This is a genomic window from Paenibacillus sp. FSL R5-0486 (assembly GCF_037975155.1).
GTDB classification, from domain to species: Bacteria; Bacillota; Bacilli; order Paenibacillales; family Paenibacillaceae; genus Paenibacillus; species Paenibacillus amylolyticus.
This window is the reverse complement of sequence record NZ_CP150237.1, coordinates 4,917,660-4,942,120: the sequence shown is the minus strand read 5'-3', so window position 1 is coordinate 4,942,120 and position 24,461 is coordinate 4,917,660. Positions and strand designations below refer to the sequence as shown.

The window sequence follows — 24,461 nt, the reverse complement described above, 5'->3', positions numbered from 1 at the left end:
ATGTGCACCGATTTTCCTTATAATTCTTGAAATTTCCGATAAATGGATTGGACTTTATTTCTGTCTAATTCTACAATCGATTTGTATACAAAATATTGTTAGTGGAGGTGTGCAAGGGTTGGTTAAGTACGTTTTGAAAAAACTACTATTTATGCTGCTATCGCTTTTCATACTCGCATCAATGACTTTCTTCCTGATGAAGGCCATTCCTGGTGACCCTTTTACATCTGAGAAAAAAGTTTCACCTGAGATCCGTGCACTCTTGGAAATCAAGTATGGACTGGACAAGCCGATGTATGAACAATACCTGAAGTATATGGGAGGAATCATTCAAGGAGATTTCGGTGTTTCAATGAAATATTTGAACCAAAGCGTCTCTGAAATGATTGTGAATACTTTTACAGCATCCTTGAAAATAGGTATATTCGCGATTATTATTTCAGTTATTGTAGGTGTGTTGCTCGGGCTTCTTGCAGCAGTGTATCACCGCAAACTGATTGACGATGTAACCATGATTCTTGCTGTCATAGGTATTGCTGTTCCGAGCTTTTTGCTTGCCTCTCTGATACAGTTTGTTTTTGCGTCGAAACTGGGATGGTTCAACGTTATGGGTTTCGACGGACCGCTTGACTATGTGCTCCCAGTTGCGGCATTGTCGGCATCACCAATTGCTTTTATCGCACGTTTGACTCGTTCCAGCATGTTGGAAGTTTTACATGCAGATTATATCAAAACAGCTAAAGCAAAGGGTTTGAAATGGCCTGCTATTATGTTTAAACATGTTGTACGAAATGGTATTTTACCGGTAGTAACTTATGTTGGTCCAATGACAGCGAATATCATCACAGGTTCCGTTGTAATTGAACAGATCTTTAACATCGGGGGAATTGGTAAAGTATTCGTAGAGAGTATCACAAACCGTGATTACACTATGATCATGGGGATTACGATTTTCTATGGTATCCTCCTGATGTTGGCTCGTTTCTTAACGGATATCGCTTACGTGCTGATTGATCCTAGAATTAAGCTGGAAAGCCGGAAGGGGGCATAACGTTGTCTGGCACGAATAATAAAAAGAATGAAACGGCGAACACAAACCTGACTAGTCAGGCAGCGGTTAAACCGCAAGAAAGTGTATCCCTTTTTAAAGATGCCATGTACAGACTTGCAACCAATAAGGCTGCAATGATCAGTCTGAGTGTGTTGGTTCTTGTCGTGATTTTCTCTTTGATTGGTCCAACTTCTTTGTTTACTAGTTATAATTATTATTCCAATGATTTGTTGAATGCCAATGCAGCACCGAGTGCGGAGCACTGGTTCGGTACGGACGAGCTTGGTCGTGACGTGTGGGTAAGAACTTGGGTAGGGGCACGTGTATCCCTTACTGTAGGTTTGGCCGCAGCCTTGATTGACCTGGTTATCGGGGTTATTTATGGAGCGATCATGGGTTTCTACGGTGGACGTGTAGATGGAATTATGAACAAGTTTTCCGAAATCCTCTACTCCTTGCCGTACATGCTTGTTGTAATTTTGTTGCTGGTTGTACTGGAACCAAGTCTGACAACGATTATCATTGCCCTCACCATCACAGGCTGGATCAGCATGTCATGGATTGTACGAGGTGAAATTATGCAACTCAAAAACAGAGACTTTATTCTTGCTGCAAGGTCCATGGGAGCAAGCACAGGGCGTCAATTGTTCCGTCATTTGTTGCCCAATGCAATAGGACCGATTCTTGTAACATTGACGTTGTCCATTCCAAGTGCAATCTTTGCCGAAGCGTTCCTGAGCTTCCTTGGATTGGGTGTGTCAGCACCAAAATCTTCACTTGGTTCTATGATCAATGATGCACTTACAGGCTGGACGCTATTCCCGTGGCGGATGTGGTTCCCAGCAGGTCTGATGATTCTTACAATGCTTGCATTTAACTTGCTCGGAGACGGTCTGCGTGACGCACTCGATCCGAAATTACGTAAATAGAAATAGGAGGTGGGATTATGGAGCCGATTTTAACAGTCAAAGACCTGAGTGTGTCGTTCTCAACACGTTCTGGTGAATTTGATGCCGTTAAACATGTGAGTTTTGAACTTGGCAAAGGAGAGACGCTGGGGATCGTAGGTGAATCGGGTAGTGGTAAGAGTGTTACCGCCCAAACCATCATGAAATTGATTCCCTCCCCGCCTTCGAAGGTCAAAAGCGGAGAAATTACTTTTCACGGGCAAGACCTGCTGAATAAGACAGACAAACAAATGGAAGCGATTCGTGGTAAAGATATCGGTATGATCTTCCAAGATCCAATGACTTCATTGAATCCTACCATTAAAATTGGTAAACAAATTACTGAAGTATTGCGCAAGCATCAGAACATGTCCAAACAAGCGGCGAATAAAGCGGCTTTGGAGATGCTTGAACTTGTAGGTATTAAAAATGCGGCTATTCGCATGAATCATTATCCTCACCAATTCTCTGGTGGTATGCGTCAGCGTGCCATGATTGCGATCGCGCTTGCATGTCGTCCATCCCTTCTGATTGCGGATGAACCGACAACTGCACTTGACGTTACAATTCAGGCTCAAATTCTGGATGTCATGAAAGACATGCAGCAAAAGCTGGGAACATCGATCATGCTGATTACGCATGACCTTGGTGTCGTAGCGGGTATGTGTGACCGTGTCGTTGTTATGAAGGAAGGCGAAGTTGTTGAAACAGGAACAACTGCAGAAATCTTTAGTAACCCTCAACATCCATACACCATTAAATTGCTGAATGCTTTGCCTCGTCTGGACGAGCCCAAAAAGGAAAAACCAGCTCCGGCTGGTATTATCAAAGGCAGCAATAAGCCTCTGGTACAAGTGAAAAACTTGAAACAGTACTTTAATTTGGGTAAAGGTAACATTCTCAAAGCGGTCAATGACGTAAGCTTTGATATCTTTGAAGGTGAAACACTTGGCGTTGTAGGCGAGTCTGGCTGTGGTAAGTCCACAACAGGTCGTACCATTCTGCGTCTTTATGAGCCAACTGGCGGAAATGTTAACTTCAACGGAACGGATATCTACAAGTTGTCTCCGCGTAAAATGAAAGAAATGCGTAAAGATATGCAGATGATTTTCCAAGATCCATATGCATCTCTTAACCCGCGTTTCAATGTTATGGATATTATCGGGGAGTCCCTCGATATTCATGGTCTGGCTTCCAGCTCTAAAGAGCGCAAGAGACGAGTGGAGGAATTGCTTGATCTGGTAGGTTTGAATCCAAGTCATGCTCTTCGTTATCCTCATGAATTCTCCGGTGGTCAAAGACAACGGATCGGGATTGCGCGTGCACTTGCTGTAGACCCTAAATTCATCATCTGTGATGAGCCATTGTCTGCACTGGATGTATCCATTCAGGCACAGGTCGTTAAATTGCTTGAAGAACTTCAGCAACGTCTCGGCTTGACGTACCTGTTTATCGCGCATGACTTGTCGATGGTTAAACATATCAGTGACCGTGTCGCTGTAATGTACATGGGTAAAGTGGTTGAGCTCGCAGAAAGTGAAGAACTGTATGCGAACCCTATCCACCCTTATACCAAAACATTGCTCTCAGCAATCCCTGTACCTGATCCGGAAGTGGAAGCGAACAAACGTCGCATCTTGCTGCCGGAAGAGCATATGAGCCCGATTCAAAATGGATCTGGTGGTCCTGCAAATGACCCGTACAACCTGGAAAATGCTCAATTGATTGAGGTTTCCAAAGGTCACTGGGTTGCAGAACCTTACGTATAATAGGAATATTAATGCGATATGCTATTATTGATGTATTAAATGCCGCCGACTCGTTCGGCGGTTTTTTTCGTATTTTAATCACTTTCTTTTGACGAAGCGGCCTTGAATTCGGTACAATCAAGAAAGGCTCTTTGAAGCAGAATAGGAGGCAGACCTCATGAACGGTATTACCGAGGCACTCCGCAGCGGATCAAGACTTGCAGAAGATTATATCTGTTCAAGAGATGCTGCGCGTGGCCTTTACGAGTATGACATTCGCTGGGAATCAGGACTTCAGGCGCGTGCCGAGTGGCTGGACCAATCGGAAAACACACGTATTGATCGTCGTGATCTGGCAGAGTATTTACGTATATATAATAAGCGGGTGAACGACCATGGAGAGGTTCATGCGTCCATCACACGTCTTGCAGAACAAGATGCACTAGTGGTTACAGGAGGACAGCAGAGCGGTCTGCTCACCGGACCACTGTTCGTCATATACAAAGCCGCCAGCGTAGTGGCAGCTGCGCGTGAAGCGGAAGAAAGACTTCAACGCCCGGTAGTCCCAGTATTTTGGATTGCCGGTGAAGACCATGACTGGGATGAGGTTAACCACACATATCTACCTGATCATCAGGGAGACATGAAGAAGGTCAAGTTACAAGGACGATTTGCAGGAAGGGATTCTGTGAGTAATGTTCATGTGGATACGCAGCAGTGGATGAATGTACTCGAACAGGTGGAACATCTTTTACCTGATACGATACATAAACCAGGACTGATGAAATGCATCACAGAGATCCATCAATCCAGTTCAAATCTGAGTGATGCATTTGCCCGCATGATATCTGCCTTGTTTGCGAGTAGTGGACTTGTTCTAATGGATGCATCGGATCCAGATTTACGCAGGTTGGAACAGCCCGTGTTTGAGCGGTTGATACGAAAAAATGAAGTGCTGCACAGCGCATACACACAAGGTGCTTCGTTGGTACAACAAGCTGGTTATGCTATGCCTGCCGAAGTAGCGGAGGATGGAGCCAATCTGTTCTACATTCATGAAGGGACGCGTCTACTCTTGTTGTTGAAGGACGGTTTATATAGTGATCGCAAAGGTTTGGTTTCTTTCACAGAGGAACGTTTGCTTCAGGAACTGGGAGAACATCCGGAGCGCTTCAGTAACAACGTATTGACACGACCATTAATGCAAGATTCCGTGTTGCCTGTAGCCGCTGTTATTTTGGGGCAAGGTGAAATTGCATATTGGGGTTTGACTCGGGAAGCATTCCGTCAGTTCGGCCTGCAAATGCCCATTTTGTTGCCGCGGTTGTCTTTCACCATTATGGAAGATATTCATCACAAACATATGAAACAATATGGACTTTCTTTTCAGGATGTTCAATATCATATGGAAGAAAAGAAGGAGCAATGGCTCGCACAGCAGGAGACGTTCCAGGTAGATGAACAGTTTGACAAGGTTCAGGAAGCGTTTCTTGATCTGTATGGACCGTTGCTAGATGAGATCGCGGAGATTCATCCGGGGCTGGAACGAATTGGCGACACCAATTTGAGTAAAATCAACGAGCAAATGCAGTATCTGAAACAACAGACTCACAAAGCTATCGAAGATAAACACAATGTGAGTCTAAGGCACTGGAACGGCATTCAGAACTCCTTATTCCCAACGGGCAAACCACAGGAACGAGTACATAATGCACTCTTTTACCTGAATCGTTATGGCACCGAGTGGATCGATGAACTGATTAAGGCCTCAAGTGAATTCCTTGGAGAGCATAAGGTTATTGCACTGTAGAGCCCTTTATAATAGAAGAAACACATAAACGAGGAGGACGTGAAATGACTACACCTGCATTGCAAAACAGTATTGTTAAAGATATGGGACTCGCTTCAGAGGGTCACCTGAAAATTGATTGGGTAGAAGCGCATATGCCGGTACTGAACCGCATTCGTCGCCAGTTCGAACAGGATCTGCCCTTCAAAGGTTTGAAGGTTGCTATTTGTCTTCATCTGGAAGCGAAAACAGCTTACTTGGCAAAAGTGATCCAAGCCGGTGGAGCAGAAGTGACGATTACGCATAGCAATCCATTGTCTACACAAGATGATGTTTGCGCAGCATTGGTGGAAGACGGCGTTACGGTGTATGCGAAGTACAATCCGGAGCCTGCGGAATTCAAATCACTGCAACTGCGTGCGCTTGAGGTGAAGCCTGATCTCATTATTGATGATGGTGGAGACTTTGCAACCATTATTGCATCCGAGCGCCCTGACCTCGCAACAACCATTCGCGGAGGAGCAGAAGAAACGACAACGGGTATTATCCGTTTGAAAGCATTGGCGAAAGAAGGCCAATTGAAGTTTCCGATGGTTGCGGTTAATGACGCATACTGCAAGTATCTGTTTGACAATCGCTACGGTACTGGACAATCTGCATTCGACGGGATTATTCGTACAACTAACTTGGTTATCGCTGGTAAAAACGTAGTGGTAGCAGGTTATGGCTGGTGTGGTAAAGGTGTAGCGATGCGCGCCAAAGGTCTTGGTGCAAATGTGATCGTAACCGAGATCGATCCAATCAAAGCGGTAGAAGCACACATGGACGGGTTCCGGGTCATGACGATGGTGGAAGCCGCCAAATTGGGCGATTTCTTTATTGCAGTTACAGGCAATAAGGATGTTATCACAGGGGAGCATTACGATGTGATGAAGGATGGAGCGATCCTGAGTAATGCGGGTCACTTTGATGTTGAAGTGAATAAACCTGAACTGGCTAAACGTTCCGAATCGATTCGCACAGTTCGTCGCAACATTGAGGAATATCGTTTCAAAGATGGTCGTAAAATGTACCTTCTTGCTGAAGGTCGTCTTGTGAACCTGGGTGCAGCAGATGGTCACCCTGCCGAAATCATGGATACGACGTTTGCTCTGCAGGCACTTGGTCTGCGTTATGTAAGTGAGAATTATAAAGACTTGGGTAAAAACGTTGTTAATGTACCTTATGATATTGACCAGCAGGTTGCCAGCTATAAACTTGAAAGCCTGAATATTGGCATCGACTCCTTGTCAGCTGAGCAAGAGAAATATCTGGATAGCTGGAAATTTTAAGCACTATCCAATAATTACAAGCTGATGAAATGATTCAATAGGTATAGAATGGTTTATTGATGATATGGCTCATGTGCGGGTAGACATACGATTGCCCGTTTAAGGGAAGCGTCTTTGATCCTGAGTTACAGGATCAAGGACGTTTTTTTATGCTGAAAAATTAAAAAATCAAGTCATGCAAGAAGGGTTTTGATTTTTTTGTGCGAATCTATTATGCTTAGGTGGTGGAAAGTGGGGCAAAGTGGGAGAAACGGGTGAGGAGTGAGTGGGCCAATGTTTATGGGGGAGTTCCAACATAGCATTGATGATAAGGGTCGGGTTATCATTCCGGCTAAATTCCGCGAATCTCTGGGACCGTCTTTCGTTGTCACACGGGGTTTGGACCAGTGTCTTTTCGTGTACCCCATGGAGGAGTGGGGGGTCATGGAACAGAAGCTCAAAGCACTGCCATTGATGAAATCTGATGCACGTGCGTTTACCCGGTTTTTTTTCTCGGGTGCAACCGAATGTGAACTGGACAAACAGGGCAGGGTAAATCTGCCGGGCAATTTAAGAGAGTATGCCAAGCTGGACAAGGATTGTGTTGTTCTTGGCGTGTCGAACCGGGTGGAGATTTGGAGCAAAGGCATATGGGAGAGTTATTTCAATCAATCCGAAGAAGCATTCAACGACATTGCCGAAAAGCTGGTCGATTTTAATTTTGATTTATAAAGTCAGGAGGGGTGCAGGTTGTTTCACCACATAACCGTACTCAAAGAAGAGGCAACAGAGGGATTAAACATCAAGCAGGACGGTATATACGTGGACTGCACTTTAGGCGGTGGCGGACATAGCTCCGTGATTGCTTCCAAGCTCGGTCCAGGGGGACGTCTGATCGCACTTGATCAGGATGATTGGGCTTTGGATAATGCTCGCGAGAAGCTCGCAGCTTATGGAGAACGTGTAACATTGGTGAAAACCAATTTTCGGGATCTCGAACAGGTACTCAAGGATCTGGATGTACCAATGAAGGATGGTGTACCACAGGTCGACGGTATTTTGTACGACTTGGGTGTGTCATCCCCGCAATTTGATGAAGGAGAACGTGGATTCAGCTACAATCACGATGCTCCGCTCGATATGCGAATGGACCAGGATGCAATGCTGACGGCCAAAGAGATTGTGAATGAGTGGCCAGAAGAAGAGATTGCTCGAATTTTGTATCGCTATGGTGAAGAGAAGTTTTCGAGAAGAATTGCCCGTGTTATCGTGGGAAAACGAGCGCAATCTACCATTGAGACGACAGGTGAACTCGTGGAACTGATCAAGGAAGGCATCCCGGCGGCAGCTCGCCGTACAGGTGGACATCCTGCCAAACGCAGCTTCCAGGCATTACGCATTGCCGTCAACGATGAGTTGGGTGCGTTTGAAGAAGGCTTACATCAGGCTGTTCGTTGTCTGGCACCAGGAGGACGTGTATCTGTTATTACCTTCCACTCCCTTGAGGATCGGATATGTAAACAGATTTTCAGCAGTTATCTGGAAAAATGTACATGTCCACCCGATTTTCCGTTGTGTGTATGCGGCGGCAAGGGGACCCTGCGTTTAGTTAACAGAAAACCGTTGATTCCAACGGAAACGGAATTGACCGAAAATTCACGTGCTCGTTCAGCCAAGCTGCGCGTAGCCGAGAAATTGTAGATCAAGAGTGGAGGAGAGAATCGGAGTATGGCATATACACGTGGTAATCTCGCTGTAAAAGAAAAAGCGTCCCAGGAACGTGTGACCCAGCAACGATACAAAGAAACCACCAAAGTGGTGACCCGTCGTACGGGTCTTCCGGCACGCGAGAAGATTTTGTATCTGATTACCCTGGTTGCAGTTATCCTTGTTGGAGGAGCGTTGATGTCTCGTTATGCTCATATCTATGATCTGAACAAGCAGGCGCAGTCCACTATTTCGGATATTAAGGGGTATGAAAAGACGATTGCAGACCTGCAGGTGGAAAAAGAAACATTGAACAACCAGGTCATCGAAAATGCAAAACAACTTGGTTACGTTGAAGCTTCCGGTAAGGATGTCATTTATGTACCTCGCTCAACAAGTACGAAAACAACTGGCACTGAGTCGTCCTCGAATACAGCAAGCAGTAAGTAAAGAGGTGTTCCGATGATAAAAAGAATAAAGATGCGCACGTTGCTTATAGGGGGATGTATTACCCTCTTTTTTCTTGTACTCGTAACCCGAATCTTTTTCATTCAGGTTGTGAATGGCGGTGTATGGCAGGAACGGGCAGCCGGTTTGGTAGAGCGGGAACAGACGATTAAGGCTGCACGTGGAACGATTACGGATCGAAATGGTAATATTTTGGCTACCGATGCGCCTGCATACACGGTCTCGGTCAATCCCCTCTTGATCGATGAACTTGGCATACAGGATGTTGTCACGGAGAAACTCTCTACCCTTCTAGGGAAAAATGAGAGTGAGATGCGTGCTCTGGTAACAGCCAAAAATAAAGATGGAATTTTCTATCAGCAACGTGAAGTACGCAGTGAAGGTTATAAAATAAGTCCTGAACTTGCGGCACAAGTCAACGAATTGCGTGAAGAACTGCAAGATGAATATAAGGCGCGTAATGCAATTGTGATGGCTCAGGAGTCGAAGCGTTTTTACCCTGAAGAAACACTTGCTTCTCACCTCTTGGGATATATGAGCCGTGATGGGAAAGCTGTCAATGGACTTGAAGTCTCATATGATGAAGCACTGACAGGTACAGATGGATATTTGAATTATCAGAAGGATGCCAAAGGCATTAAACTTCCGGATTCACAGGATAACTATCTGCCACCTCAGAACGGTAAGAACCTTACGCTGACCATCGATGATACGATCCAGTTCTACATTGAGGATGCAATGAAAGAAGCCGTTGCCAAGTATAATCCACTGAGCATGACGGTCATTGCCGCGGACCCAAACACGATGGAGATTCTAGGGATGGCGAACTGGCCAACCTTTAACCCGAATACGTATGGGAGTACACCTGATCAAAAGAATTTTATCAACCATGCTACTCAATCCATCTATGAGCCAGGTAGTACATTCAAAATAGTTACGCTAGCAGGGGCTGTTGAAGAAAAACTCTTCGATCCCAATGCAAGTTTTGAATCCAAACGCATGTATATCGGTGGTTTCCCGATTAGTGATAATGGTCATTCCTATGGTTGGATCTCGTATCTCGAAGGTGTCAAACGGTCAAGTAACATTGCTTTTGTTAACTTGGGTTACAACATGCTTGGCGGAGAACGTCTGCGTCATTACATAGACGAATTCGGCTTCGGCAAAAAGACGGGTATTGATCTGCCAAATGAGGCAGCGTCCCCGATCAAGCCACTGGTTTACAAATCCGAGATTGCTACTGCTGCTTACGGTCACGGTCTTGTACAGGTAACACCAATTCAACAGGTCGCAGCCATCTCTGCGATTGCCAACGGCGGCAAATTGCTGGAGCCACATCTGGTGAAGGAGATCAAGAACCCGAATGATGGAACAACGGAAGTCATCAAAACTAAAGTTGTCCGTCAGGTGATTTCCAAGGAATCTTCCAAACTGGTGAGCGGTTATCTGGAACAAGTGGTTGCAGATCAGACGATTGGTACCGGTCGTAACGCCTATATTGAAGGTTACCGTGTAGCTGGTAAGACAGGTACAGCAAGAAAGGTTGTTAACGGAGCATACAGCAAGTCAAAAGACGTTGTATCGTTTATTGGATTCGCGCCTGTGAATAATCCGAAGATTGCTATACTTGTTGTCATTGACCAACCGGATGGAACCAACATTGGGGGAGGAACCGCAGCTGCGCCGGTATTCAAAAAGATTGTCAGCCAGACTCTTCAATACATGGGGATACCCAAAGATACAGCCAAAACTCCTGACAAAAAGTCAAAAGAAGTCTCTGTCGTGCAAGCCAAGGCGCCTGACTTGAGTGGCAAGACAGCCAAACAGGCCAGAAGCCAGCTTCTAAGCGCAGGTATTGCTTATGTGACACTTGGTCAAGGTGATAATGTAATTCGGCAGTATCCGGTTGCTGGTGCCTCTATGAATCCAGGCCAACGAATCTATCTGCTAACGGAAGAAAGCAGCAAGATGAAGATTCCCGATCTAACAGGTGAATCTCTCCGTGATGCCCTTGAAGTACTTTCTCTCATGAAGGTCGGGGTTACAGTCAAGGGTGAGGGCTATGTCGTGAAGCAAACCGAGCAGGTCGCAGGTGAGCAGAGAACTGTGCAGTTGAACTTGCAAACTGCCAAAGCTGCAGTGACAGGTATAGCCGATGAGGCTCCAATCTCTTCTGATCCGTCGTCAGAAGCTGAAGTGAAGGAACAAGAGCCTTCGGGCGGAGAAGGTAAAACCGACGGAACAGACGAAACAGACGAAACAGATAACAACAAGACTCCTGCCAATGAATCCGAATCCTCTGACGATCCAGCAACAAACGGAGCTACGCTTCCTTAGAGAGCTCTGACAGCTTGTTCTAACCCCCGGTTGTCCTGAATATTCATGAATGGAACGAATGTCATGATTTTGGGACGAGTGGGGGGATCTTTTCGTGAAGGGATCAAGCGTAAATCTGCGACGCAGGTTGCTATGGAGTTTAATGATTTTAGTTTTGTTATTTTCGGCCCTGATGATCAGGCTTGCTTATGTACAGCTCGGGGAAGGCCCTGAATTGTCAGCAAAAGCAGAAGAATCCTGGCGGCGTAATATTCCTTACTCAGCTAAGCGAGGGGAGATCCTGGATCGAAATGGAACCTCTCTGGCCTATAATGTGACAACACCAACCATTATGGCCATTCCGGCTCAGGTTAAAGAAGCTGAAACGACGGCTAAAGCGCTGGCCCCATTGCTTGGGATGACGGAAGAAAAAGTGCTCGCAACCATCAAGAAACGAGAACTCATTGTACGACTACAACCCGGCGGCCGCAAAATTACGATGGAGAAAGCTCAGCGCATCCGTGATTTGAAGCTTCCGGGTATCGTTGTTGCTGAAGACAATAAACGTTTTTATCCTTATGATGATTTGGCTGCCCATATTCTTGGTTTTACGGGCATTGATAATCAGGGCTTAACGGGTGTCGAGAAGAAATATGATGATAAGCTGAATGGTTTGAATGGCAGTGTGTCCTACTTGTCCGATGCGGCCGGAAGGCTAATGCCGGGCTCATCCGAGAAGTATGTGGAACCGAAGGACGGCCTTAACCTCAAGCTGACCATTGATAAATCCATTCAGTCCATCATGGAGAGAGAACTGGATCAGGCCATGGTGAAGTTCCAGGCGAACTCAGCATTGGCCATAGCGATGAATCCGAAAACGGGTGAAATTTTGGGGATGTCGAGCAGACCGGGATACGAACCTGCCGATTATCAGCAATATCCCGCGGAGATATACAATCGAAATTTACCGATCTGGATGACCTACGAGCCGGGCTCCACATTTAAGATCATTACTTTGGCAGCAGCGCTTGAAGAGAAAAAGGTCAATCTGCAACAGGATCAATTTTTTGATCCCGGATATGTTGAGGTGGGTGGGGCCCGTCTACGTTGCTGGAAAAAGGGCGGCCACGGAAGTCAGACCTTCTTACAAGTTGTGGAGAACTCATGTAACCCGGGCTTTGTGGCTTTGGGGCAGAGGCTGGGCAAAGAATCGCTCTTCTCCTATATTAAAGACTTTGGTTTCGGTACCAAGACAGGGATTGACCTCAGCGGAGAAGCCAGTGGAATTCTGTTCAAACTGTCCAGAGTGGGACCTGTCGAGCTTGCAACGACGGCTTTTGGTCAAGGTGTATCCGTAACGCCCATTCAGCAAGTAGCAGCTGTGTCAGCGGCCATCAATGGGGGTAAACTTTACAAGCCTTATGTTACGAAAGCGTGGGTCCATCCGGTCACAGGGGAAGTCATGGAAGAAGCCAAGCCGGAACTGGTTCGTCAGGTGATCTCGGAGAATACATCCAAACAAGTACGTGAAGCACTTGAGAGTGTTGTTGCAAAAGGTACCGGACGTCCAGCATTCATTGATGGATACCGGGTCGGTGGCAAAACAGGTACAGCCCAGAAGGTTATCAACGGACGTTATTCCTCGACCGAGCATATCGTATCCTTTATCGGATTTGCACCAGCAGATGATCCACAGATTGTGGTCTATACCGCAGTTGATAACCCCAAAGGAATTCAGTTCGGAGGTGTGGTTGCCGCCCCGATTGTGCAGAACATCCTTGAAGATGCTTTGCATTATATGAATGTCCCTGTTCGGAAGGATCAGGTCGCCAAAGAATACAAGTATGGTGAAACCAAAATCGTGACAGTCCCAGACCTGACAGGAGCTACTGTTGAAGATCTGTACGAGGACCTGAACATGAATTTTATGCTGGCGAAGTCTGGCAGTGGTAAATATGTGATTAATCAGGCACCTAAACCTGGGGCGAGGGTAGAACAGGGATCAACCATCCGCATTTATATGGGGAATGTACTGAACGATGCACATGATCACACAAAGGATGAATAACAGGGCTTAGGGGTAGTTTGAGGCCTCTAGCGCAACAAAATTCATCCAAGTGCGTTTCATTATAGGGTTGTATTGACGATATTAATAAATACAGACATATGTTAAAACAGAAGTATAATTGGAAAAGTGAGGTTATTCATGTGCTTTTAAAACAATTTGCATCGATGCTGACCACCGCCCGCCTCGTGGGCGAATCAAATACAGAATGCCAAAACCTTCAGACAGATTCCCGGCAGGTAAAACCGGGTGATCTGTTTATCTGTCTTCCGGGACATACAGTAGATGGTCATGATTATGCAGAAAAAGCTGTAAATGCCGGTGCAGTTGCATTAGTGGTTGAACGGCAGCTGGATCTGCCTGTACCACAATTGCTGGTGAAGGATAGCCGATTTGCGATGGCTGTTTTGGCAGATTTCTTTTTTGACTCGCCAAGCCAGAAGATGAATATGATTGGTGTAACGGGAACGAACGGAAAAACAACGACCACCTATTTGATTGAAAAAATCATGAGTGATTACGGACGCAAGACGGGATTGATCGGTACTATTCAAATGCGGTATGACGGTCGCACCTACCCGATGTCAGGAACAACACCAGAGGCGCTTGATCTGCAGCGTAGTCTGCATGATATGGTTCAGAAGGGTACGGACTGCTGTGTTATGGAAGTTTCTTCTCACGCATTGGAACAAGGGCGAGTAAAGGGAACAAATTTCCGTACTGCGGTATTTACTAACCTGACGCAAGATCATTTGGACTACCACCATTCCATGGAGGAATATCGCGGGGCCAAAGGATTGTTCTTTGCACGTCTGGGTAACGGTTATACGGAAGATGTTTCACAGCGTAAATTCGCTGTTATCAATGCAGATGATCCGGCTGCGGCTTATTTCATCTCTGTGACTGCGGCTGAAGTGATTACATATGGCATGGGTGAAAAGGCGGATGTACGCGCATCCCAAATCTCAATCACGTCTCAGGGAACTGCTTTCCACGTGGATACATTTGCAGGCAGCGCGGATATTCGCTTGCGCATGGTAGGCAAATTCAATGTGTACAATGCAATGGCAGCAATCTCTGCAGCGCTGGTGGAAGGTATTCCGCTGGAAGAGATCAAGCGCAGTCTGGAGACGGTACCGGGCGTGGATGGACGTGTTGAAGGAGTGGACGAAGGACAGCCATTTGCTGTTATTGTCGATTATGCCCATACACCGGATGGACTGGAGAATGTGCTGCGGACGGTGAAGGAATTTGCCGAAGGACGTGTGATCTGCGTGTTTGGCTGTGGTGGTGACAGGGACCGTACCAAACGCCCTCTCATGGGGAAAATTGCTGCGAATTATAGTGATTTTGTACTGGTTACTTCCGATAATCCACGGACAGAAGATCCGGATCTCATTCTCAAAGACATTGAACAGGGCCTGATTGAAGAATCCGTTCCTGCTGAACGTTATACGATGATTGTGGATCGACGCCAGGCAATTCATGAAGCTATTGAAATGGCAAGCCCAGCCGATGTAGTATTGATTGCGGGCAAGGGTCACGAGACCTATCAGATTATCGGCACAACCAAAACCGATTTTGATGACCGAATCATAGCCAAAGAAGCGATAAGGGGCAAATCCAATTGATAAAAAGAACATTGGCACAATTGGCCGAGATGTGTGGAGGAACATTAAGTGACGTTGCTGCTCATGGCAATGTAATGGTCGAAGGGGTGTTTACCGATTCGCGTAAACCTCTGGAAGGCAGTTTATTTATCCCGCTAGTGGGTGAAAGGTTTGACGGACACGAATTTGTGCAAGCCTGTTTAGAGAAGGGGGCTGCAGGGGCGATCTGGCAAAAGGATCATGGTATTCCGCCACAAGGAGCTGTCATTGTTGTTGACGACACACTTGTCGCACTGCAAGCACTCGCATCTGCTTATCTAACGGAGAATAAAGCGGCTGTAGTCGGCATTACAGGCAGCAACGGCAAGACAACAACAAAGGACATCGTTGATGCCATTCTCTCAACGACGTTCAAAGTGCATAAGACGCAAGGCAACTTCAATAATCACATTGGTTTACCACTGACTGTACTAAGCATGGACCCGGATACCGAGATTATCATTTTGGAGATGGGTATGAGTGGTCGCGGGGAAATTAACGATCTGTCGGTTATTGCGCAGCCTGATGTAGCGGTCATTACCAATATTGGTGAATCACATCTGCTTCAGCTGGGGTCCAGACTGGAGATTGCCAGAGCCAAAGCCGAGATTGTAGCGGGATTGAAGCCTGGCGGGTTACTGATCTACAACGGAGACGAGCCTTTAATTGCACAAGTCCTTGAAGAGCCCGCAACGAAACAACCCGATGGATTGCAGCGGTTTACATTTGGTCTGCAAACCGATAATGATGACTATCCTACCGGACTTATGAATGCGCAGAACGGGGTAGTTTTCACCACCAAACAGTCTGGAGAACATGCATTTACGCTACCTCTGCTAGGAACGCATAATGTCGTTAACTGTCTGGCTGCTTTGGCAGTAGCCCGTCATTTCAAAGTGACGACGGAACAGATTGCCGCGGGATTGTCTCGCTTGAAACTGACAGGCATGCGTATTGAGGTTACGCAAGGCGTTAGTGGTCTAACCCTGCTGAATGATGCATACAATGCAAGTCCAACCTCCATGAAGGCCGCAATCGATGTACTAGAAGGTCTGAAAGGATACCGCATGAAAGTGGCTGTGCTTGGTGATATGCTTGAACTCGGTCCCCAAGAGCAGGATCTGCATTACGGAATCGGAGAGTATATCACATCGGCCAAAATGGACATGGTGCTGGTATATGGTCCGCTATCAGCCAAGATTGCTGAAGGAGCAAGCAAGCATATGCCTACAGAGGCTGTGCATGCTTTTATAGATAAAGAAGAAATGACCCGTTATCTACTGGAGAAACTACATCCCAGAGACGTTGTCTTGTTCAAAGCCTCAAGAGGCATGAAGCTGGAAGACGTGGTCGAAGCACTACTAATAGCACCATTACAGAATCGAGTAGACTAGAGGGGTGAACCCATGGATTTTCAGGTATTACTGTTAACAATCGGCGTTTCATTTATTCTGGCGGTGATTGCCGCACCGCTCCTGATTCCGCTGTTACGCCGGATGAAATTCGGACAGCAAGTTAGGGAAGATGGGCCTCAGAGCCATTTGAAAAAAAGCGGAACACCTACAATGGGTGGAGTCGTCATTTTAGTTGCGTTCACATTGGCCTTTTTGAAATTTTCGGCAGTCAAGAATACAGACTTTTATGTCTTGCTCGTGGCTACGCTGGGATTCGGGCTGATTGGCTTCCTGGATGATTACATCAAAATTGTGTTCAAACGTTCGCTGGGACTGACGGCCAGACAAAAAATGCTGGGCCAATTGTTCTTCAGTGCAGTGATGTGTTTCTTGCTGATCCAGAATGGACACAGCACAGCCATCTCTATTCCGGGAACGTCATTCTCGTTTGACTGGACCGGATGGTTCTATTATCCGTTTGTCGTATTCATGATGCTTGCCATTACCAATGCGGTTAACTTTACCGACGGTCTGGATGGTTTGCTATCAGGGGTAAGTGCGATTGCCTTTGGCGCGTTTGCCATTGTGGCGATGCAAGCCACGTCGATGCCGGCAGCAGTGTGTGCAGCAGCGATGATCGGAGCCGTACTCGGTTTTTTGGTATACAATGCACATCCGGCCAAAGTGTTTATGGGAGACACCGGTTCTCTGGGGATTGGCGGTGCGATTGGTGCGGTAGCCATTGTAACCAAAACAGAGCTTCTATTTGTCATCATTGGCGGTATTTTTGTTATCGAGATCCTGTCTGTCATCATTCAAGTGGTATCTTTCAAGACTCGTGGCAAGCGTGTATTCAAAATGAGCCCCATTCACCATCACTTTGAATTAAGTGGTTGGTCAGAATGGCGGGTTGTTATTACCTTTTGGGCGGTAGGCGCAATTTTGGCCGCTCTTGGACTTTATCTCAACAAGGGGTTGTAGATCATGAACCATCCTGAATCATATCGCGGACAACAAGTCGTTGTGCTCGGATTGGCTAAAAGCGGCGTACAGGTCGCCAAAGTGCTGGATCGCGCCGGAGCGAAGGTTACAGTAAATGATAAAAAAGAGAGAGATCAATGTCCCGAAGCTTCCGAATTGGAGGCTTTGGGAATTTCTGTTGTATGCGGAGGGCATCCGGATGATCTGATTCACAGTGGTGTGAAGCTGGTTGTCAAAAACCCCGGTATCCCATACCATGCAGCTCCTGTGCAGCAAGCTTTGGCATTGGGCATTGAAGTGGTGACCGAAGTAGAGGTTGCTTATCATCTATGTGCTGCACCCATGATCGGGATTACGGGATCCAACGGCAAAACAACAACCACCACTTGGGTGGGTAAAATGTTGGAGCATGCTGGCCTCAAGCCGATCGTTGCCGGTAATATCGGAACACCTCTCTGTGAAGCGGCAGAGCAAGCTTCTCCAGATAACTGGATGGTTGTTGAGCTTAGCAGTTTCCAGCTCAAAGGAACGGTTGATTTCCGTCCTCAGATTGCCAGCTTGCTTAACGTTGCAGAGACGCATCTGGATTATCACGGGAACATGGATGATTATGTGGCTTCCAAAGCCAAACTATTCGCCAATCAGCAGCCTGACGACGTAGCCATCCTGAATTGGGATGATGCGGTATGTCGTGGTCTGGTTCCTTACATCAAAGGCAGATTGATCCCCTTCTCCGTGACAGAGAAATTGGATACAGGTGTGTATGCAGATCCTCCTTATGTGGATGGAGAAGAGGATGATGTGAAGCGTCAGGTAATCTACGCGGATGAAAACGGAGATCACCACATCATTATCGACGTTGAGGACATTGGCCTTCCTGGGCGATTTAATGTGGAAAATGCACTGGCTGCTGTGGCTATTGCCGTAGCGGCAGGAGCTGATCCTGCGTTGCTGGCTGCTCCGCTTGCAGACTTCAAGGGAGTTGAACACCGACTTGAATATGTCCTGGAGCATAACGGCTCTGCATACTACAACAACTCCAAAGCGACCAATTCGAAAGCTACGGTTATGGCTCTGAATTCGTTCAAGGAACCGGTTGTATTAATTGCTGGAGGGTTGGATCGCGGGTCAGACATGATGGAGTTGTTACCCTTGTTCCAGGAACGGGTAAAAGCTGTCGTTGCAATTGGAGAAACACGGACAAAAATTGCCAAGGTCGCGGAACTTGCCGGATTAAAGCAAATTAAGGTCGTCGATAATGAGGAGGACGCTGCCCGGACGTTAACCGTTGCTGTGCAGGAAGCATCGAAGCTTGCCAGTGCCGGTGATGTCGTTTTGTTATCCCCGGCATGTGCAAGTTGGGACATGTTTGCTTCCTATGAAGAGCGGGGACGCATTTTTAAAGAGGCGGCGCATAACTTGTAAGTAGGGGGGTGGAAAAGCCCCTACTTCCATGCAAGGGGTGGCCTCCTGATGAAACAGACGCGACCGGCACCAGATATTTGGTTGCTGATTTGTATTTTGGCATTGCTTGCCATCGGCATTATTATGGTATATAGTGCGGGCTCGGTGCTTGCCTTTCATGACTATGGCGATTCATTTTATTTTGTAAAAAGACAGGCCCTGTTTGCGGTGCTTGGGCTTGTGGCCATGTTCGTAACTGCTAATGTAGACTACCGGGTGTGGAGGAAATATGCCAAGCCTATATTGATTGCCTGTTTTATAATGCTAATTGCGGTGCTCATTCCTGGAATCGGTGTGGTTCGCGGTGGTGCACGAAGTTGGCTGGGCATTGGTTCGTTTGGTATTCAGCCCTCAGAATTCATGAAGCTGGGCATGATTTTGTTTCTCGCTCACTGGCTGAGCAAGGAACCGGGTAAAATCAAAACCTTCACAACGGGGCTTCTGCCACCGCTGGGATTGATCGGTTTGGCTTTTGGGATTATTATGCTGCAACCTGATTTGGGGACTGGCACCGTGATGATGGGCGCAGCGATGCTTATTATTTTCACAGCCGGAGCGCGAATGAAACATCTAAGCCTGCTTGCTCTTGGTGGCATAGCGGGGTTTGCAGGTTTGATTGCAGCAGCACCCTATCGGCTGCAGCGTATCACAGCGTTTTTGGACCCGTGGTCCGATCCGCTGGGTGCCGGATATCAGATCATTCAATCCTTATACGCGATTGGTCCTGGAGGACTGGCGGGATTGGGACTGGGTATGAGCCGGCAGAAGTACAGTTATGTACCTGAACCGCAAACGGACTTTATTTTTAGTATTTTGGCCGAAGAACTCGGCTTTATAGGTGGAATGATTGTATTATTGTTGTTTCTGGTGCTGGTGTGGAGAGGGATGCGTGTAGCCATGACCGTTCCGGATGCCTTCGGCAGTCTGCTTGGTGTTGGTATCGTAGGTATGGTCGCCGTACAAGTAATTATTAACATTGGTGTTGTCATTGGCATGATGCCTGTTACGGGTATTACATTGCCTCTGATCAGTTACGGCGGATCATCATTGACCCTCATGCTCACAGCACTGGGTATTTTAGTGAATTTATCCCGTTATGCGAGGTGACTATGCGATGCGAGTCGTTCTAAGCGGTGGCGGTACGGGTGGACATATCTATCCGGCCGTTGCCATAGCAAGACAATGCGAGGCGGAGAACCCGGACTCTACATTTCTATACATCGGAGGAACCAGAGGTCTGGAAAGTAAACTGGTTCCCCAAGAAAATATTCCTTTTAAATCCATTGATATTACGGGCTTTCGGCGGAAATTGTCCATCGACAACCTGAAAACGGTCATGCGTTTCATTCAAGGTGTACGCAAGTCCAAAAAAATGCTGAAGGAATTCAAACCGGATGTTGTGATTGGTACAGGTGGATATGTATGTGGACCTGTGGTATATGCAGCAACAAAACTGGGGATTCCGAGTATAATTCATGAACAGAACGCCATCCCTGGTCTGACGAACAAATTTTTGATGCGTTTTGTGGACACGGTTGCCGTTAGCTTTGAAGGTTCTGAAAAATCGTTTTCCGGCGCAAAAAAGGTGATGTACACCGGTAATCCGCGAGCGACTACGGTAGCCCAGGCTAGCCGTGATCGTGGTTTTGCCACGTTAGGTGTACCGATGAACAGCCGTGTTGTTCTTGTGGTTGGTGGCAGTCGCGGGGCAAAAGCAATCAATCAGGCCATGGTGGACATGGCTCCATTGCTGGAACAACTGGATGATGTACATGTAGTTTACGTTACAGGGGATACCTATTTTGATGAAACGCGTGAAGCCATTCGTAGCTCATTGGGTACGATGCCAAACCACCTGCATGTCCTGCCTTACGTGCATAATATGCCTGAGGTGCTTGCCTGCACATCCTTGATTGTAAACCGCGCAGGTGCATCATTCCTTGCGGAGATTACATCACTGGGTATTCCTTCGATTCTGATTCCGTCACCTAACGTGACTAATAATCATCAGGAAGCCAATGCTCGCACGCTTGAAGGTGGAGGCGCATCACTCACGATGCTGGAGAAGGATCTTACAGGCAAAGTCCTGTATGAAGCCATCGCCAAGATTATGAATGATGAATCGGGACGCAAACGAATGGCTGAAGCCTCCCGGAAACTGGGGAAACCCGATGCAGCTGAAGTGCTTGTTCAAGAAATTCAGCGTCTTGCTACACGCCGATAAAGTGCGATTGTGGGCGATTGTCACACACAAGACGGGGCTGACATAAGATACCGTATAAATCGTGACCATCGTTCCATGGCGCCAGAACACGGTCTGTAACAACAGAACATACCGTGCTCATCGGTTTTGAAGCAAAGGAGGAAGCAAACATGCATCAGTGGATATCGTTACTATCCCAGAATAATGTTGGCAGAGTTCTTGAAAACGAATCACTAGCCAAATACACCACATGGAAGATCGGCGGTCCTGCGGATGCACTGGTCATTCCCGAGAATAAAGAGCAGATGATGAATCTCGTTCAATTGCTTCACACTTATCAGATTCCGTGGATGCAACTTGGACGGGGCTCAAACATGCTGGTGTCAGACAAAGGAATACGTGGTGTTGTGGTGAAACCAGGCGAGGGCTTTGATTATGCCGAATTTCACGAAGGCGGTGTAACCGCCGGAGCGGCGCATTCTTTTGTTAAACTCAGCGTGGTTGCTGCCAAAAAGGAATGGACCGGTCTGGAATTCGGCAGCGGTATCCCCGGCACTGTCGGTGGAGCCGTATACATGAATGCAGGCGCGCATGGATCGGATGTGTCACGGATATTCAAATTCGCTGAGATTGTACTGGAGACAGGGGAATTGGTGCGTTACAGCAAGGAGGACATGGATTTTGCCTACCGCCACTCTGTTCTGCATGATCGGAGAGGCATTGTGCTGGAAGCTACGTTTGAACTCCAGCATGGAGAGCGCAACGTCATTTCGGAAACGATGGCGGCTTACAAAGATCGCCGACGCCGCACACAGCCACTGCAGATGGCATGTGCAGGTAGTGTATTCCGAAATCCACCGGGTGATCATGCAGCCCGCCTGATTGAAGCAGCAGGGCTGAAAGGAATGACCCAGGGAGGCGCACAGGTATCCACCATGCATGCCAATTTCATTGTTAATACAGACCAAGCAACAGCAGAGGACGTTATCACCCTAATGCAGCAGATACAGAGCACTATATCATCTCAAAACGGTATTAACCTGGTACCGGAAGTCTTCGTAGTGGGTGAGCGGTAAACCCCGGAGGTGATACATTGGACAAATTGGTGATTGAAGGCGGGAAACCCCTCTCAGGATCCATACGCATCCATGGAGCAAAAAATGCCGCTTTACCGATTATGGCCGCAAGTTTGTTGGCAGATGGAGAAGTTACACTGCATAACGTTCCACACTTGCTGGACATTGAAGTGATGCTGTATATCCTGGAACGGCTTGGATGCACGTGTCGGCATGAACAGGGAACAGTGACGATTAATACCTCGTCTATCCGGTCATATGATGTGCCAGAAGATCTAATGAAGCAGATGCGCTCTTCCATTTTTTTGATGGGACCATTGCTGGCTAAGTTTGGGCAAGTGTCAGTGTATCAGCCAGGAGGCTGTGCCATTGGAGAACGCAAAATTGATCTTCACCTCCGGGGCCTGGAAGCGCTCGGAGCTTTGATTGAAGAGCAGGACCAACAGATTATCTGTCATGGGCACAATCTGGTGGGTACAGATATTCATTTGGATTTCCCAAGTGTGGGAGCGACCGAGAATATCATGATGGCAGCCGTTATGGCTAAAGGGACGACAACCATCTGCAACGCCGCAAGAGAACCTGAAATCCAGGACCTGCAACACTTTTTGAATGCTATGGGTGCAAGCATTATTGGTGCAGGAACGGATACAATCACGATCAATGGCGTTGAGAAACTGAAACCTTGTTCGTATGAGATTATACCGGATCGAATCGTGGCCGGAACCGTAATGATTGCAGCAGCAGCAACACGAGGCAATGTTACGCTTACACACTGCAATCCTGCTCATCTTACTTCACTTATACATGTATTGAAGCGCACTGGTGTTCAAATCACAGTCTGCAATGATATAATGACGGTGAGCTGTATGAGCCGTCCAAAATCAGTAGACCGTATTGTGACTTCTCCGTATCCTTCGTTTCCGACAGATTTGCAATCGCAAATCATGGTGCTGCTCAGTTTGGCAGACGGATTCAGTGTGATGAAGGAAACGGTATTCGAGGGCCGGTTCAAACATGTGGATGAACTGAATGTGATGGGGGCTGATATTTCAGTCGATCTGAACGCAGCATTTATCCGTGGTGTTCCCCGTCTGTACGGGGCTACAGTAGAAGCAACCGATCTTCGTGCAGGTGCAGCCCTGGTAATTGCTGGTCTGGCTGCTCAAGGCAAAACGGTTGTGGAGCAAGTGCATCATATTGACCGGGGCTACGATCAGATCGAGAAGTTATTCCAAAGTCTTGGAGCATCGGTTGAGCGACAGTCGCCCGTTTCGAAACAGTTGGATTTTGCCAATTAACGTCCTTGGCGTCCCCTTCTTGAAGGGAGGGGACCTGAGGCTTTGTGGAGCGCTACTTATGCCTAAAAGTCAAATTCCGGTTCTGAAGAAGAATCGGCCAAAAGGAAACACAAGCCGCAAAATTGTAATTATTCTCTTATTATTATTTATTGTATTGCTGGCTGTATTATTCTTTCGTTCTTCCATGAGTCGGATTTCGGCAATTGAAATTACGGGTAATGTATATACAGCAACTTCAGAACTGCTGGAGAAAAGCGGACTGAAAGAAGGCGAACAATTTTTTGGGACAAGTACAGCCGAGGTTATTGAGCGACTCAAGACCATCAAGGCGATTTCCACCGTTACAGTGGACAAGCAATTTCCTGGGATTATCCATATCAAGGTTCAGGAATATGCCACGGTTGCTTATGAGCTTGGTTCTGACGGTACGCTCAAAGCGATATTAGCTAGTGGGACAAGCTTGACGGTTCCGGCAACAATTGGTGTTGCTGTGGAGAAGCCCATATTGACCCAATGGAAGGCTGATGATCCACTCAAAGCCAAACTGAGCCAGACACTGGCTAAAATTCCGAATGAATTGACGACGGATATTTCGGAAATTATTCCGAATCCAACGCCTTCATTTCCGGATCAGATTCGGATGTATACCAAATCGCAGTTTGAAGTGATTACAACCGTCTCTCTTTTATCGGATAAAGTGGAGTATCTGAATCAGGTGATTGAGACCGAACGGCCTGGGAAAATCACTATGCTTGAGGCAGATACCTATGTCCCTTTCATCCCGGATGACCCGGAAGATGATGCTGAACCAGGAGCAAGCCCCTGATCTTTGCCATTAGGAGGCTGGACTGAATATGAAAGCCTAGGCAGGTCGGGGTTTGACCCCGTCAGAGCAATGAAACTTGTTCTTTCTGAGATGAAGAAAAAATGATACACTTGAACTTATGGCACATGAGTTGCCTCCTTCTTTTTTCTTCAATGTTTTATGTCTG

19 protein-coding genes are annotated in these 24,461 nt (G+C 47.0%); all 19 read left to right on the top strand.

The features are described 5' to 3' along the window. Positions 1-118 precede the first annotated feature (118 nt). The 19 genes from MKY01_RS21895 to MKY01_RS21805 all read left to right on the top strand — a co-directional run bounded on the left by MKY01_RS21895 (position 119) and on the right by MKY01_RS21805 (position 24,295). Positions 119-1,051: an ABC transporter permease gene (locus tag MKY01_RS21895; RefSeq protein ID WP_127545315.1), complete on the top strand. Its 933-nt coding sequence runs from the start codon at positions 119-121 to the stop codon at positions 1,049-1,051. A 2-nt stretch (positions 1,052-1,053) separates the two neighbouring features. Further along, entirely contained in the window at positions 1,054-1,980 is a 927-nt protein-coding gene (locus MKY01_RS21890; RefSeq protein ID WP_124116012.1) for an ABC transporter permease, read from the top strand. 17 nt (positions 1,981-1,997) lie between these two features. Then, positions 1,998-3,767: an ABC transporter ATP-binding protein gene (locus MKY01_RS21885; RefSeq protein ID WP_091028470.1), complete on the top strand. Its 1,770-nt coding sequence runs from the start codon at positions 1,998-2,000 to the stop codon at positions 3,765-3,767. A 157-nt stretch (positions 3,768-3,924) separates the two neighbouring features. Continuing rightward, positions 3,925-5,556, top strand: coding sequence for a bacillithiol biosynthesis cysteine-adding enzyme BshC (bshC, locus tag MKY01_RS21880; RefSeq protein WP_127545318.1), 1,632 nt, complete (start codon positions 3,925-3,927; stop codon positions 5,554-5,556). 44 nt (positions 5,557-5,600) lie between these two features. After that, positions 5,601-6,866, top strand: a complete 1,266-nt coding sequence (locus MKY01_RS21875) for an adenosylhomocysteinase (protein WP_100527055.1) — start codon at positions 5,601-5,603, stop codon at positions 6,864-6,866. Between the two features lie 273 nt (positions 6,867-7,139). Next, positions 7,140-7,577, top strand: coding sequence for a division/cell wall cluster transcriptional repressor MraZ (gene mraZ, locus MKY01_RS21870; protein WP_017687291.1), 438 nt, complete (start codon positions 7,140-7,142; stop codon positions 7,575-7,577). A gap of 18 nt (positions 7,578-7,595) precedes the next feature. After that, positions 7,596-8,546: a 16S rRNA (cytosine(1402)-N(4))-methyltransferase RsmH gene (gene rsmH, locus MKY01_RS21865; protein WP_036674830.1), complete on the top strand. Its 951-nt coding sequence runs from the start codon at positions 7,596-7,598 to the stop codon at positions 8,544-8,546. A 27-nt stretch (positions 8,547-8,573) separates the two neighbouring features. Next, positions 8,574-9,002, top strand: coding sequence for a hypothetical protein (locus tag MKY01_RS21860; RefSeq protein WP_127545321.1), 429 nt, complete (start codon positions 8,574-8,576; stop codon positions 9,000-9,002). A 12-nt stretch (positions 9,003-9,014) separates the two neighbouring features. Continuing rightward, positions 9,015-11,357: a penicillin-binding transpeptidase domain-containing protein gene (locus MKY01_RS21855; protein WP_127545324.1), complete on the top strand. Its 2,343-nt coding sequence runs from the start codon at positions 9,015-9,017 to the stop codon at positions 11,355-11,357. A gap of 94 nt (positions 11,358-11,451) precedes the next feature. Then, positions 11,452-13,404 (top strand): stage V sporulation protein D, encoded by a 1,953-nt coding sequence (locus MKY01_RS21850; protein WP_282320756.1) that lies wholly within the window; start codon positions 11,452-11,454, stop codon positions 13,402-13,404. Positions 13,405-13,544: 140 nt separating this feature from the next. Continuing rightward, the gene (locus MKY01_RS21845; protein ID WP_127545327.1) at positions 13,545-15,032 is read left to right on the top strand and encodes a UDP-N-acetylmuramoyl-L-alanyl-D-glutamate--2,6-diaminopimelate ligase; all 1,488 of its coding nucleotides are present in this window, start codon (positions 13,545-13,547) and stop codon (positions 15,030-15,032) included. Further along, positions 15,032-16,444: a UDP-N-acetylmuramoyl-tripeptide--D-alanyl-D-alanine ligase gene (murF, locus tag MKY01_RS21840; RefSeq protein ID WP_127545388.1), complete on the top strand. Its 1,413-nt coding sequence runs from the start codon at positions 15,032-15,034 to the stop codon at positions 16,442-16,444. Before MKY01_RS21845 ends, murF begins: the two co-directional genes overlap by 1 nt. Positions 16,445-16,456: 12 nt before the next feature. Further along, positions 16,457-17,425, top strand: a complete 969-nt coding sequence (gene mraY, locus MKY01_RS21835; protein WP_047843751.1) for a phospho-N-acetylmuramoyl-pentapeptide-transferase — start codon at positions 16,457-16,459, stop codon at positions 17,423-17,425. 3 nt (positions 17,426-17,428) lie between these two features. Beyond that, positions 17,429-18,850 carry a UDP-N-acetylmuramoyl-L-alanine--D-glutamate ligase gene (murD, locus tag MKY01_RS21830; protein ID WP_127545330.1) on the top strand — a complete coding sequence of 474 codons (1,422 nt, stop codon included), beginning with the start codon at positions 17,429-17,431 and terminating at the stop codon, positions 18,848-18,850. Between the two features lie 48 nt (positions 18,851-18,898). After that, the gene (spoVE, locus tag MKY01_RS21825; protein ID WP_127545333.1) at positions 18,899-19,996 is read left to right on the top strand and encodes a stage V sporulation protein E; all 1,098 of its coding nucleotides are present in this window, start codon (positions 18,899-18,901) and stop codon (positions 19,994-19,996) included. Positions 19,997-20,003: 7 nt separating this feature from the next. Then, positions 20,004-21,113 (top strand): undecaprenyldiphospho-muramoylpentapeptide beta-N-acetylglucosaminyltransferase, encoded by a 1,110-nt coding sequence (gene murG / locus MKY01_RS21820; RefSeq protein ID WP_127545336.1) that lies wholly within the window; start codon positions 20,004-20,006, stop codon positions 21,111-21,113. A gap of 149 nt (positions 21,114-21,262) precedes the next feature. Then, positions 21,263-22,168: a UDP-N-acetylmuramate dehydrogenase gene (gene murB / locus MKY01_RS21815; RefSeq protein ID WP_127545339.1), complete on the top strand. Its 906-nt coding sequence runs from the start codon at positions 21,263-21,265 to the stop codon at positions 22,166-22,168. 17 nt (positions 22,169-22,185) lie between these two features. Next, positions 22,186-23,469 carry a UDP-N-acetylglucosamine 1-carboxyvinyltransferase gene (gene murA / locus MKY01_RS21810; RefSeq protein ID WP_036614867.1) on the top strand — a complete coding sequence of 428 codons (1,284 nt, stop codon included), beginning with the start codon at positions 22,186-22,188 and terminating at the stop codon, positions 23,467-23,469. A 58-nt stretch (positions 23,470-23,527) separates the two neighbouring features. Continuing rightward, positions 23,528-24,295 (top strand): FtsQ-type POTRA domain-containing protein, encoded by a 768-nt coding sequence (locus MKY01_RS21805; protein WP_017687304.1) that lies wholly within the window; start codon positions 23,528-23,530, stop codon positions 24,293-24,295. Positions 24,296-24,461: the final 166 nt, after the last annotated feature.